The following is a 13,283-nucleotide window of genomic DNA, read 5'->3' as shown; positions in this document are numbered from 1 at the left end:
CGCCGAAAGTAGATTAAAAAGTAGTCGATTCTAGCGCTTCAACATCGCGCGTATATCCGCCAAGGCGGTGTTGCCGCGAACGGCCTTCACCTCGGTCGGGGTGTCGTCATTGCCTTCCCAGGCCAGGTCGTCCGGCGGCAGTTCGTCCAGGAACCGGCTGGGGGCACAATCGATGATTTCGCCGTATTGCTTGCGCTTGGCGGCAAAGGTGAAGGCCAGTGTCTGACGCGCGCGGGTAATGCCCACGTAGGCCAAGCGGCGTTCTTCTTCGATGGTGTCGGCTTCGATACTGGAGCGGTGCGGGAGGATTTCCTCTTCCATGCCCATGATGAACACGTAGGGGAATTCCAGGCCCTTGGACGCATGCAAGGTCATCATCTGCACGCCTTCGGCGCCGTCTTCCTCTTCCTGCTGGCGCTCGAGCATGTCGCGCAGTACTAGCTTGCCGATGGCGTCTTCGACGGTCATTTCGCCGTCTTCGTCTTTTTCCAGAGTGTTCTTCAGCGCTTCGATCAGGAACCAGACGTTGCTCATGCGGTAATCCGCCGCCTTGTCGCTGGAACTGTTGGTGCGCAGCCAGTTTTCGTAGTCGATGTCCATGACCATGCTGCGCAGGGCGCTGATCGGGTCTTCGCCGGCGCACTGCTCGCGCACCTTGTCCATGAAACGCTTGAAGCGTGACAGGCGATCGGTGAAGCGCGAGTCCAGGTGTTCGCCCAGGCCGATTTCATCGGTGGCGGCGTACATCGAGATCTTGCGTTCAGTGGCGTAGTTACCGAGTTTTTCCAGGGTGGTGGAACCGATCTCGCGGCGCGGCACGTTGATCACGCGCAGGAAGGCGTTGTCGTCGTCCGGGTTCACGATCAACCGGAAGTAGGCCATCAGGTCTTTTACTTCCTGGCGTCCGAAAAAGCTGTTGCCGCCCGACAGGCGATACGGCACCTGGTGGTGCTGCAATTTCAGCTCGATCAGCTTGGCCTGATAGTTGCCGCGGTACAGGATCGCGAAATCGCTGTAGGGCCGGTCGGTGCGCAAGTGCAGGCTGAGGATTTCGACGGCCACGCGCTCGGCTTCGGCGTCTTCGTTGCGGCAGCGGATCACGCGGATCTCGTCGCCGTGGCCCATCTCGCTCCACAGCTGTTTTTCAAACTCGTGGGGGTTGTTCGAGATCAACACGTTGGCGCAACGCAGGATGCGGCTGGTGGAGCGGTAGTTCTGCTCCAGCATCACCACTTTCAGGGACGGGTAGTCGTCCTTGAGCAACATCAGGTTTTCCGGGCGGGCGCCGCGCCAGGCGTAGATCGACTGGTCGTCGTCGCCGACCACGGTGAACTGGTTGCGCTTGCCGATCAGCATTTTTACCAGCAGGTATTGGCTGGCGTTGGTGTCCTGGTATTCGTCCACCAGCAGGTAGCGCACCTTGTTCTGCCATTTTTCGAGGATGTCGGCGTGTTCCTCGAACAGCTTTACTGGCAGCAGAATCAAATCGTCGAAGTCCACCGCGTTGAACGCCTTGAGCGTGCGTTGGTAGTGGGTGTAGACGATGGCGGCGGTCTGTTCCTTGGGGTTGCGTGCGTTTTCCAAGGCCTGGGCGGGCAGGATCAGGTCGTTTTTCCAGGCGCCGATCATGTTCTTGATCTCGTCCACGCCGTCGTCGCCTGCGTATTCCTTTTGCATGATGTCGGTCATCAGCGACTTCACGTCGGTTTCGTCGAAGATCGAGAAGCCGGGCTTATAGCCAAGGCGTGCATGCTCCTTGCGGATGATGTTCAGACCCAGGTTGTGGAAGGTGCACACGGTGAGGCCGCGGCCTTCGCCACCCTTGAGCAGGGTGCCGACGCGCTCTTTCATTTCCCGCGCCGCCTTGTTGGTAAACGTCATGGCGACGATGTACTGGGCGCGGATGCCGCACTGCTGGATCAGGTGCGCGATCTTGCGGGTGATCACGCTGGTCTTGCCGGAGCCTGCACCGGCGAGCACCAATAGAGGGCCGCCGACGTAGTTCACGGCTTCTTGCTGCCGGGGATTGAGTCGGGACATACAGAATTTCAGGAGTCGTTGTTCAAAAGGGCGGGCATTTTAACAGGCTCGCAGGATTCTGCTCTGTCAGAACGACAGTGTGACGTACCACTCGATCTAAATTTGCCGGTTTTGATACTTTGCCGCAGGATGTCGGGGTTGTTTGCGACTAATGTTTACAGTTCGCGTGTTTGATAACCCCTATCATTGGTGATTATCCGGCCGCACGTCATAATGCCCGCCGCCACGAAATTTTGCAGAGTCTAGGGAGCTAGCTTGTCTACGCCTGTCGAACCCTTGCGTTTGCTGCTGCTGGCCGATGAGCCCGCGTGGGCAGCGTTGTTGCGCGAGTGCCTGGCGCCGATGGGCGATGGGGCTGTGCTGATCAGCGCACCAAATTGGGAGTCCGTGAGCCGTCTGTTCGATGACGACCACAGCGCCGTGCTGTTGACCACGCCCAGCCTGCAACCCGGTCCTGGCCGTTGCAGCCTGCCGTGCGTGTTGTTGCTGGAGCAGGAACCGTTGGTTTCGCCACTTGGCGTCAGCGATTGGCTGGTGCGTGATGTATTGGATGCCGATACAGTGCGCCGCTGCCTGCGCCATGTCCGCGAGCGCGGTGTGCTGGAAAACACCCTGCAACGCCTCGCCGAACAGGACCCGCTCACGGGCATTGCTAACCGCCAGGGCTTCCAGACCTTGCTCGCCGCGCGACTGGCCGAGAACGAAGGCCGTGGCCTGGCCCTCGGTCACCTGGACCTCGACAATTTTCGCCACGCCAACGACGCCCTCGGCCACCAGGCCGGCGACCGGTTGATCCTGCAAGTGGTCTCGCGGCTCAAAAGCCAGCTTGAGGTCGGGGACCAGTTGGCGCGGCTGGGCAGTGACGAATTCGCCTTATTGATCGACACCCGTCGTGCGCCGCAGCGTGCCGAGTGGATGGCCGAGCGCATCACCGAAGTCATGGCCGAACCCTACTGGGTGGATGGCGAGAGCCTGCTGATCGGCTGCAGCCTGGGCGTGGCCCATGCCCGCGCCCGTGCTGGCGCCGACCCGCTGATGTGGCACGCGCATATCGCCATGCAACAGGCCAAGAGCACCCAAGGCTGCACCTTTCATATTTTCAACGAACGCATCAACCGTAACGCACGCAGCCTGGCCGACCTGGAAAGCGAGCTGCGCCGCGCCCTTCGGCGTGACGAACTGGAGCTGCATTACCAACCGCGCCTGGACCTGGACGACGGGCACATCGTCGGCCTTGAAGCCCTGGTGCGCTGGCGGCATGGCGAGCGCGGCCTGTTGCCGCCCAGTGAGTTCGTGCCCCTGGCCGAGCAAAGCGGCCTGATCGTGCCGCTGGGCTACTGGGTGATTTCCCGTGCCCTGCGCGACATGCAGGACCTGCGCGAACGTGGCCTACCGCCGCTGCACATGGCGGTCAACCTGTCGTTCCGCCAGTTCCAGGACAGCCAGTTGCTCTCCACCCTCAGTCGGCTGATTGCCGAGCGGGGCGTGGAGGCGCAGTGGCTGGAGTTCGAGCTCACCGAAACCGCCGTGATGCGCCGCAGCGACCTGGTCAAGCAGACCATGGACGCCCTTGGCCGCCTGGGTGTGCGGTTTTCCCTGGATGACTTTGGCACCGGCTTCTCATCGTTCGTGCACCTCAACAGCCTGCCGATTGCCTTGTTGAAGATCGACAAGAGCTTTGTCGGCGGCATGGAAGAGCGCGAAGAGAACCGCAAGCTGGTGCACGCCATGATCAACCTGGCGCACAACCTCAATCTGGAAGTGGTCGCTGAAGGCGTGGAAACGCCGGAGCAACTTGCGTTGTTGAGGCTGTTCGGCTGCGACCAGGCTCAGGGATACCTGATCAGCAAGCCGCTGCCGTTGCCGGAGTTGGTGGAGTACCTGACCTTCGGCAATGGCCAGCAAGCCCGCGTAGGCGAAGGGCTTTAATCCGGTTGAGCAGCCTGGAACCCACTACGGGTTTCGGGCTCGGCGCCCTCCTGACGGATCATCCGCTTCATCTTCGCTTCAAACGCCCAGGTCAGGCTGACTGCCGCGCACGCCAGGCCCAGCGCCAAGCCCCACCAAACGCCGGTCGGTCCCCAGCCCAGGGTGAAGGCCATCAGCCAGGCCGACGGTGCGCCAATCAGCCAATAGCAGCCCGCCCCGATCAGGAAGGTGGTCTTGGCGTCCTTGAGCCCGCGAATGCAGCCCATGGCGATGGTTTGCACGCCGTCGAACAACTCGAACCAGGCGGCCACAGCGAGCAGGCTGACGGCCAGGACGATCACGTCGTGGAACGCGGGGTCGTTGTGGTCGATGAGCAGTCCGATCAATGGGTCGGAGTAAAGCCACAGCATGGCGGCAAATCCCAACATCACCGCTGCGCCAAATCCTATGCCGACACGTCCGGCCAGGCGTGCCTGCAGCAACTGCCCGGCGCCGTAATGCTGGCCGATGCGCATGGTCACTGCGTAGGACATCCCCGCCGGCACCATGAACGCCACCGACACAATCTGCAACGCGATCTGGTGCGCCGCCAACTGCGTGCTGCCCATGGTGCCCATGCACAGCGCGGCAAAGGCAAACAACCCGACCTCCACCGCGTAGGTGCCGCCAATCGGCAGGCCCAGGCGCCACAACTCGCGCAGGTACTGGGTGTTCAGGCGCAGCAGGCCGGCGCTCAGCGGGTAAGCAGCGTAGGTGCGGTTGCTGCGGATGTACCACATCAACGTCAGCGCCATGCCGTTGGCGACGATGGCGGTGACCAGGCCGATGCCCATCAGGCCGAGCTTGGGCAGGCCGAACATGCCTTCGATCAGTGCGTGGTTGAGCAGGTAGTTCAGCACGGTGCCGCCGACGCTGATGACCATCACCGGAGTGGCTTTGCCGATGGCGCTGGTAAAACCGCGCAAGGCCATGAAGCTCAAGTAGCCGGGCAGGGCGAACGGCAATATCGTCAGGAATTGCCCGGCCGACTGCACGTTGGTTTCAGTCTGGCCGAACATCAGCAACAGTGGCTTGAGGTTCCACAGCAGCAAGCCGGCCGCCAAGGCCATCAGCCAGGCCAGCCATAGCCCGGCCTGGGTCAACCGGGTGGCGCCTTCGATATCGCCAGCGCCATGACGGATGGCAACAAGCGTGCCTACAGCGGCAATCACGCCGATGCAGAAGATCGACACGAACGAATAGCTCGCCGCGCCCAGGCCACCACCAGCCAGGGCTTCGGGGCTCAGGCGCGCCATCATCAGGGTGTCGGTCAGCACCATCAGCATGTGCGCCAACTGTGAGGCAATCAACGGCCCTGACAGCCGCAGAATGGCCCAGAGTTCGGTACGTGCCGGATGCTGCATGATCATCACACTCGAAAAATCGGAGGGTTGGGGAAGGGTTGATTCTCGGCGCTCTCGGCCGATTGCACAAAGGGATAAATGCGATCATTCACATGACTAAAACTCATGCTGGATGAATCTGGTACGTTAAGGCATCGCTTGTAGGAGTTCTCCAGATGTCACGTCGCCTTCCTCCCCTTTATGCCCTTCGCGCGTTTGAGGCGGCATCGCGACACAACTCCTTCACCCGCGCGGCGGAGGAATTGTCGATTACGCAAAGTGCGGTGAGCCGACATATCCGCACGCTGGAAGAACACTTCGCTTGCCGGTTGTTCCAGCGCAGTGGTCGCACCTTGCAGCTCACCGAAGCGGCGCGCCTGTTGTTGCCCGGCGTACGTGAGGGTTTCGCCGCGCTGGAGCGGGCCTGCCATACCTTGAATGCCGAGGACGACATCCTGCGCATGAAGGCGCCGTCGACCCTGACTATGCGTTGGTTGTTGGCGCGACTCAGCCGCTTCCGCGCATTACAGCCGGGCAATGAGGTGCAACTGACCAGCGCCTGGATGAGCGTGGACGAGGTGGACTTCAACCAGGAGCCGTTCGATTGCGCGGTGCTGCTGAGCTACGGGCATTTTCCGGCGGATTGGGAGGCCAGTTATCTGTTTCCGGAATTGTTGATCCCGGTCGGCGCGCCGAACCTGTTGGAGGACGGACCTTGGGATGCCGAACGACTAGCCACCGCCGAATTGCTGCACCCCACGCCTGACCGTCGTGACTGGCGCAACTGGCTGGAGCGCATGGGCTTGTCATCCCAGGTGTCGCTCAAAGGCGGGCAGGTGTTCGACACACTCGAACTGGGCATGATCGCCGCCGCGCGAGGTTACGGCGTGTCCATGGGCGACTTGCTGATGGTGGCCGAAGACGTGGCCCAGGGGCGGCTGAGCCTACCCTGGCCAACGGCCGTGGCCAGTCGTGAAAATTACTATTTGGTGTGGCCGAAAACCCGCCCCGGTGGCGAGCGGTTGCGGCGCCTGGCGGAGTTTCTGCAGGCAGAGGTCAAGGCCATGGAATTGCCCCAGGTCGAACGCCTTGATTGAGCGGCGACAGACCGTTAGTGCAATCGTTTGCGTGATACCCCTGTGATTCGCTCAAGTATTGCCTCGGCCCGCCGAAGTAGGTGTGTTGGAACCATCGTGCACCAACGCTACCCACTAGATAATTTGCCGAGCAGCGCTATGAGATCAGGATGATCCTGGCCTCGGCCAGGAGCTGTCATGTCTCAACCTCGTGCTCGGATTGCCTCCCAGTTAGGCCTCGCGTTAGCCTTGATTCTGGCTGTCGTCATCAGCGGCAGTACGGTGTTTGCCTTGCGTTCCCTCGACTCCGCCAACCTCGCCACCCGTGAGGAACACTTGGCCAGTGAGGCGCGCTTGCTCGCCGACCAACTCAATACCTTCCACAGCACCTTGCGCGAAAGTACCCAGCGTTTGAGCGGGCTGTTTGAAAAACGCTTCGGCGCGGGCTTGAGTGTGCATGCAGACCAGCCGGTGACCGTGGCCGGGGTACAGACCCCAAGCCTGTCCCTGGGCAGTGAAGTGCTGAACAACAACTTCGATGAAGTGGATGAGTTCAAGCAGATGTCCGGCGGCGTGGCCACGGTGTTTGTGCGCAGCGGCGAAGACTTCATTCGCATCAGCACCTCGTTGACCAAACAGGATGGCAACCGTGCCATCGGTACGGTGCTGGATCGCCAGGGCCCAGCCTATCAGCGCGTGCTCAGCGGCCAGACCTACATTGGCCGTGCAGTGTTGTTCGACCGCTCCTACATGACCCAGTACAGCCCGGTGCGTGACAGCAGCGGCCAGGTCATCGCCGTGTTGTTCATCGGGTTTGACTACACCGATGCGCAGAATGCCCAGTTCGAGAACCTCAAGCGCTTCCGCATCGGCCAGACCGGCTCCCTGGCCTTGCTCGATGAGCAGAAGCGTTGGCTGGTGCCGCCGGCGGGTGTGCAGGCGCTGGACCAGGCGATCCCAGTGATGCTGGACCTGGCCAAGACGCCAGGCGCGGGCCGCTTCTGGGCGGACAAGAACGAAGATTTCTATAGCGTCTCGGTGCCCTTCGAAGGCGGGCCGTGGGCGGTGGTTGCGAGCATGCCCAAGGCCGAGATTCGCTCGGTGACCTGGGACGTCGGCATCCGCCTGGTAATCGGCAGCGTCCTGGCCATGCTGCTGGCAGTCGGTGCAACTGTGTGGCTGCTGCGCAGCAAGTTGGCGCCGTTGGGCGACCTGGTGCGCCAGGCCGAGGCCTTGGGCGCGGGCGACTTGAGCGCACGCCTGAATGTGTCCAGCCATGACGAAATCGGCCAGTTGGCGCGCAGTTTCAACCAGATGGGTGAAGCGCTGTCGACCATGGTTTCGCATATCCGCAAGGCGGCCGAAGAGGTCAACAGCCGCGCCCAGGCGTTGTCCGGGTTGTCCGGTGGTGCGTATGAAGGCATGGAGCAGCAGTCCGGCGAGATCACCAGCATGGCCGGCGCCGTGGAAGAGTTCAGCGCCACCTCGTTGAACATCGCCGACAACATGGGCAGCACCGAACGCCTGGCCCAGGAAAACGCCCAGCAAACCCGTATCGGGCGTAACTCGATGCAAGAGGCGTCGTCGTCCTTGGAGCACATCGCCACAGCCCTGAACAGCACGGCCATGGTGATCAACACCCTTGGCCAGCGCTCCCAGGAAATCGGCGGGATCGTCGGCGTGATCACCTCGATTGCCGAACAGACCAACCTGCTGGCGCTCAACGCTGCCATCGAAGCTGCGCGCGCGGGTGAGCAAGGCCGTGGCTTTGCCGTGGTCGCCGATGAGGTGCGCAACCTGGCGTCGCGCACCCGAGAGGCCACCGACGAGATCTCCGGGATGATCCAGAGCATCCAGCAGGAAACCGGCAACGCCATCAGCACCATGGAGCGCGGCAACGTGTTGATGCAGGAAGGCCTGTCGCGCAACGCCGACGTGGCGTCGGCCCTTGCGCGTATCGACGAGCAAAGCCGCTCGGCCGGCCAGCAGTTCGCGGCGATTACCACTGCCACCCAGGAGCAGAGCAGCACCGCGACCTTGCTCAGCAGCAACCTGCAAAGCATTGCGTTGGCCAACAGCGAGCAGCGCGAAGTGGTGTCGAACCTGGCGATTACCGCCAAGGAATTGGAGACGCTGGCGGCGGGCTTGCGGCATGAGGTGGATCGCTTCCGCTGAGGCTCAGGTGATGGAGGCCGGGCGATATTGCAAGGCCTCCTTCAGATGTTCACGAGTGATGTCATTCACCTGTTCCAGGTCCGCCAAGGTGCGCGCCACCTTGAGCAGGCGGTGGGCGGCGCGCAGGGACAGGGTCAGCCGCTCGCAAGCGGTTTCCAGCCAGCCCTCATCGACCTTCGCCAGCGTGCAGTGCTTGCGCAGCCCAGGCAGGTCCAGGAAGGCATTCGCACAACCCTGACGCCGTAACTGGCGCTCCCGGGCCTCGGCTACCTCGGCCGAGGCCGTCGCGGTGTTATCGCCAGCCTGTTGGGCTGGGTTCAATGCCGTGGTTTCCCGCGCGACGGTCAGGTGCAGGTCGATCCGGTCCATCAACGGTCCGGAGAGTTTGTTGCGATAGCGCTGGATCTGCTCCGGTGTACAGCGACAGCGCCCGCTGGGTTCACCCAAATAACCACACGGGCAGGGGTTCATGGCGGCCACCAGTTGAAAGCGTGCTGGGAAACTCACCCGGTCACGGGCGCGGGAAATCACGATGTGTCCTGACTCCAGTGGTTCGCGCAGCACCTCCAGTACCTTGCGGTCGAACTCCGGCAATTCATCCAGGAACAAGACGCCGTGATGGGCGAGGGTGATTTCGCCGGGCTGTGGTTTCGAGCCGCTGTAGGTTTTGTTAATTAATGCGACTGATCAGTTCTGAAGGCCGCGTCTTTCCTACTCTCATTGTGGAATTATGTGCGAACAGCTTTAGAAATAGATGCGACTACGTCTAGAAACTCTACGAATAGGTGCGACCATCCTAAAGACGATTTTGAGCCGTTACGGAAGCGAGCTAGAAATGCACCCGACTCCTCAAAATATGTTTGTGATCATTGACGCGCTAAATGAAATCGTTCCTTGCCTGAGCACAAAGCTAGCTAGCTTTTTGGTCGAAACACATGGCCTCTCGCCAGATGTAGCTCGCTAACGCATCAGCCGTGCCCCGAAAGAACTTCGGCGGTTGAGTAGTAGCAGCAAGGAGTTAAATCGCGCCTATAACTGCCTCAGGCGCATGATTGAATCTGTGATGGCTTGAGCATTCATGTCCAGCGTTTCCAGAGCCGCGATTGCGTTCGAGGCGACATTCCCTTCGCCATTCTCAGAGAGCCACTTTGTCACCTCTTCAATGGCCGCACCAATGGCGTGCTGGTTGTGCAGGAGCAAAGTGAGAGCATCAGCTGCGGCAATGTTAGCTTCAGGGCTATCTGGCATGGGAATCGTCATCAAGTAAGTTGTGTGGCAATACTAGCTGAATTTTCCAGAGGCTAGAGCTCGCCGATTGATACTGTAAGCTACGAGCATTCTCGCCCGTTGAGCTTGGGCTGAAGTCACAAACTACAACCTTGGGTGCCGAAACCGGGGTGGCGCAATTAGCCCAGACCTACGATCGGTGGGTATTCTTCTCGTAATTGATCTACAGCGTAACGAGGGCGCCTCTTCGGCTTTGCCAACTATGGCGTCGCTGCAGAGTGCTAGGAAAAGCTCAGTAGAGATCACCCGATGTGTATCGGCTTCTGAGGCTTTTGGTACTAAGACGCCATTGGTGGTCTAAGATGATTGCTTCATTGATCAGCGCAAGAATCTCGCTGAGGGGCGTGCCGATGTCGTATTTTTCGGGTATTCCGATGTTTGCGAAATACAACCATTCGTCCGCGTAGCGGAAACGTAGCCGCCGATCCGGAAGGTACGAGCGTTTTCAGAGCTTAGTTGTGCTCTAGCGCCAGTAGCTGATCGTTGCTGAAATTGAACGTCATCAACGCCTGCCAATATGTGTGAAGCTTCAGAGCGGGCATGCATATTACCTTTCATAGCGGAGCTCGGGGTTCTAATGCGGGCAGCTGACCAAACCATGGCCGTAATCGCTGGCATCGAAGCCTTTGGTGAAACAGTTTGCGCGCGCGTACGCAGTAAGGCTTGAGGAAACGGCATTGGCTATATTTGGTGCGTTCCTCTCCTGTAGATGCTGCCACCATAGAGCAGCAACGCCTGCGAAATGAAGGCAAGCCATGCTTGGGCGCTTTTAGCGCTTTGCAGTTCAAAGCCTTTGGATCGTAACCTTGAGCTATGATTTGCGCATCAGGGAGAGGAGTCGCTTACGGCAGGTATTGGTTAGCTAGACGTAATGGCAGTCTCTTGGTACTCAGCGACGTCCTTGTAAAAGCTGTCCGCATTAAATCAACGGTCATTCGCCATTGTGTGGACATTCGTTCGGGATTGATCATCAAATTTTTCTAGTTTAAACGGAATAACTAACAGCAGCTTTCTTGAATTGTGGCTTTTAGGATTTCAATGCATTCTAGGGATTGGCCATTTACCAATGCCACAACCGTTTTATAACTAGCGATCCCTTGGGTGCTAAAATTCGCGAAAAGCAAAAAATCTGCTAGAGTGATTTCCAATGGTTGCATTCGTAGCAAAGGAGTTTCTGAAATATGTTGCGTAAACTATTCTTCATGTCGACCATTATTGTAGTCGAGCCTTGCGTGAACGAGTAAGGTAGTTCAGTTGCGGTGCGATAAAGGATCTCACTTTGTGGGGGAAGCCCTGGCTTCTTAAGGATTTATGCTGAGCATAAAATTCTGTTGTTCTTAAGTCATTCTCTATACCAAGATTTCCTAATGCGGGTGCCCGATGATTTTTGTTGATAGAAGTAGAGTTCCACCGCCATCTGGGTTGTTGGAGTATCATCAGCGAGAAGTGGAGCGATTAGCATCTATCTTCAACTCGCCGGAAGGTAAAAATAACCAGAGGCGCTACCAGTTTTTGCTTCCCGAAAAGCTCAGAAAGAGTATTCGTGAAAGTCTAAGAGAACTATTTCGCGATAGATGTGCGTATTGCGAGCGCACTGGTAGAGATATTGAGCACTTTCGTCCGCGAAGTCGTGCCACAAGACTCGATGGCAGCATTGATCCAGATCACTACTGGTGGCTAGCATGTGATTGGAAAAACTTATATTGGGCATGCTCAGAATGCAACCTTAGGAAAAGAAATTTATTTCCCATTCAAGGTCAAGCTGCACGTCCCCTTAGCAGTTGGGATGAGCTGGAGGCGGAGCAGCCCCTGCTAATTGATCCTTGCGTTGATAATCCTCAGGATCATATGCGTTTTTCCGGCGACGGTTTAGTTGTTCCGCTAACAGATCGCGGCGCGGCAACTATAAAAATATTACAGCTTAATGAAAGGTTTTTGTCAAAGGCGCGAAGCAATCAAGCCAGTCTAGTCAGTGAGTTACTATTGTCCAAAGAATTGCCGAAAGGTGCTGAAATACCTGAAGTATTTAGGCGCTTTGAGCATCAAGCTGTTACTAATGCACTCATCAATGAAGTATCCGAGCCTCATACCAAAGCAGATAGTACGGCTGCTGAAAATGGAGTTTCAGCTGAAATAATTAATGCCATTGAGGCTATACCAGATGCAATTTGGCTTAAAACTGTTGAGATCCATAACTTTAAAGTCATAAATAAACTAAAAATTTCGTTTCCCGCCCCACGTAGCGACGGAGATTCACTGAGTCAACCTTGGCTAATGGTACTAGGTGAGAATGGCGTCGGAAAAAGTAGCTTACTTCAGGCAATAGCTCTGGCTATGATGCCGGCGAATGATCGCGACGCCCTAGACGCAAGCACTTGGCTCCGAAATGAAAAAGGCGTCCGGACGGGCTTCGTGCGTTTAATATTTTCAAATGCTAGCGAGCGCCTTATAACGTTCAAAAAAAATGATAGCAAATTTAAAACTGAAGGAGAAGCTCCCGACCTTCCAGTTTTAGCATATGGTTCGACTCGTCTTCTTCCTGGTGCTAATAGCGAGATGCCTGCCTCGCCTAAGAGTGTAAGTGTTCGCAATTTATTCGAGCATACTCATCCGTTGGCAAATGCTGAGCTCTACCTATGTGACAAAAGCAAAATCTCTGAAGAACGATTCAATCTGTTAGCCGCTAGTCTGAAGGAGCTCCTGCCAGTTAGTGAGGACGCTATGCTTGCACGTGCTCATAAACATATGAGCAGTGAAATTGACGGTAAGACAGTCTCGTTGAGTGAATTGAGCGACGGTTATAAGTCGGTGCTGGCTCTCGCAATGGACATCATGTTTCACTTATCGAGTAGCTCTTTCGATATGGGATCTGTCCAAGGTTTGGTAATGATTGATGAGCTCGAATTGCATCTTCATCCGCGCTGGAAGATTCAGATAGTAGACCGACTACGCCAGCTGTTTCCCCTTGTCCGTTTTGTTGTTAGTACTCACGATCCATTATGCGTGCACGGATTAAATCAAGGTGAGCTATGGGTGATGGCCAAGCACCCTGAGGATAAAAGCTTCATGATTGAGCAGATCGATGTCCCGCCTGGTACTCGGGCGGATGAAATTTTGACTGGGCCTTGGTTTGGCCTCCAATCTACAATTGATACTGATACCTTAATGCTAATGTCTGAGCACAGTGCTCTTTTGCAGCAGAAGAAGCCAAACAAGCGCCGGCTCGCTTATCTGGAAAATATTCTTAGTGAACGCATGGGGTCGTTCGGAAATACTCGTGTGCAACGTGCAGAGCTAGTAGTTGCGGCGATGCTCGAAATAGCACCGACCGAAGAGCAGGTGGACCAGAAAATCAAGCATCGTTTAAATAAAATTCTTGCCGGAGAATTATAAG

7 protein-coding genes and 1 pseudogene are annotated in these 13,283 nt (G+C 57.5%); 4 read left to right on the top strand and 4 right to left on the bottom strand.

Annotation, left to right across the window (positions count from 1 at the left end):
* Window positions 1-30 precede the first annotated feature (30 nt).
* Complete coding sequence (rep, locus tag OZ428_RS32340; protein ID WP_099493208.1) at window positions 31-2,040, bottom strand: DNA helicase Rep; 2,010 nt, start codon at window positions 2,038-2,040, stop codon at window positions 31-33.
* A 255-nt stretch (window positions 2,041-2,295) separates the two neighbouring features.
* On the opposite strand from rep, the gene OZ428_RS32335 reads away from it, so the two are divergent.
* On the top strand, window positions 2,296-3,969 hold the full coding sequence (locus OZ428_RS32335; RefSeq protein ID WP_033901960.1) for a putative bifunctional diguanylate cyclase/phosphodiesterase: 1,674 nt from the start codon (window positions 2,296-2,298) through the stop codon (window positions 3,967-3,969).
* Here OZ428_RS32335 and OZ428_RS32330 read toward each other — a convergent pair.
* Window positions 3,966-5,378 (bottom strand): NorM family multidrug efflux MATE transporter, encoded by a 1,413-nt coding sequence (locus tag OZ428_RS32330; RefSeq protein ID WP_133075550.1) that lies wholly within the window; start codon window positions 5,376-5,378, stop codon window positions 3,966-3,968. The genes OZ428_RS32335 and OZ428_RS32330 overlap by 4 nt on opposite strands.
* Before the next feature lie 149 nt (window positions 5,379-5,527).
* On the opposite strand from OZ428_RS32330, the gene OZ428_RS32325 reads away from it, so the two are divergent.
* Window positions 5,528-6,448 (top strand): LysR substrate-binding domain-containing protein, encoded by a 921-nt coding sequence (locus OZ428_RS32325; protein ID WP_061434582.1) that lies wholly within the window; start codon window positions 5,528-5,530, stop codon window positions 6,446-6,448.
* A 177-nt stretch (window positions 6,449-6,625) separates the two neighbouring features.
* Complete coding sequence (locus OZ428_RS32320) at window positions 6,626-8,602, top strand: methyl-accepting chemotaxis protein (RefSeq protein WP_269132308.1); 1,977 nt, start codon at window positions 6,626-6,628, stop codon at window positions 8,600-8,602.
* Window positions 8,603-8,605: 3 nt separating this feature from the next.
* Here OZ428_RS32320 and OZ428_RS32315 read toward each other — a convergent pair.
* Window positions 8,606-9,259: pseudogene (locus tag OZ428_RS32315) on the bottom strand (ATP-binding protein); the annotation flags it as partial.
* Between the two features lie 372 nt (window positions 9,260-9,631).
* Window positions 9,632-9,850, bottom strand: a complete 219-nt coding sequence (locus OZ428_RS32310; RefSeq protein ID WP_269134244.1) for a hypothetical protein — start codon at window positions 9,848-9,850, stop codon at window positions 9,632-9,634.
* Window positions 9,851-11,269: 1,419 nt separating this feature from the next.
* Here OZ428_RS32310 and OZ428_RS32305 point away from each other — a divergent pair.
* Window positions 11,270-13,282: an AAA family ATPase gene (locus OZ428_RS32305; protein WP_269132307.1), complete on the top strand. Its 2,013-nt coding sequence runs from the start codon at window positions 11,270-11,272 to the stop codon at window positions 13,280-13,282.
* Window position 13,283 lies beyond the last annotated feature (1 nt).

Source organism: Pseudomonas sp. GXZC, from assembly GCF_026967615.1.
In the GTDB taxonomy this organism is placed as follows: Bacteria; Pseudomonadota; Gammaproteobacteria; order Pseudomonadales; family Pseudomonadaceae; genus Aquipseudomonas; species Aquipseudomonas azotoformans_A.
The sequence above is the reverse complement of the archived record's forward strand: the minus strand, read 5'-3'. Positions and strand labels throughout refer to the sequence as shown.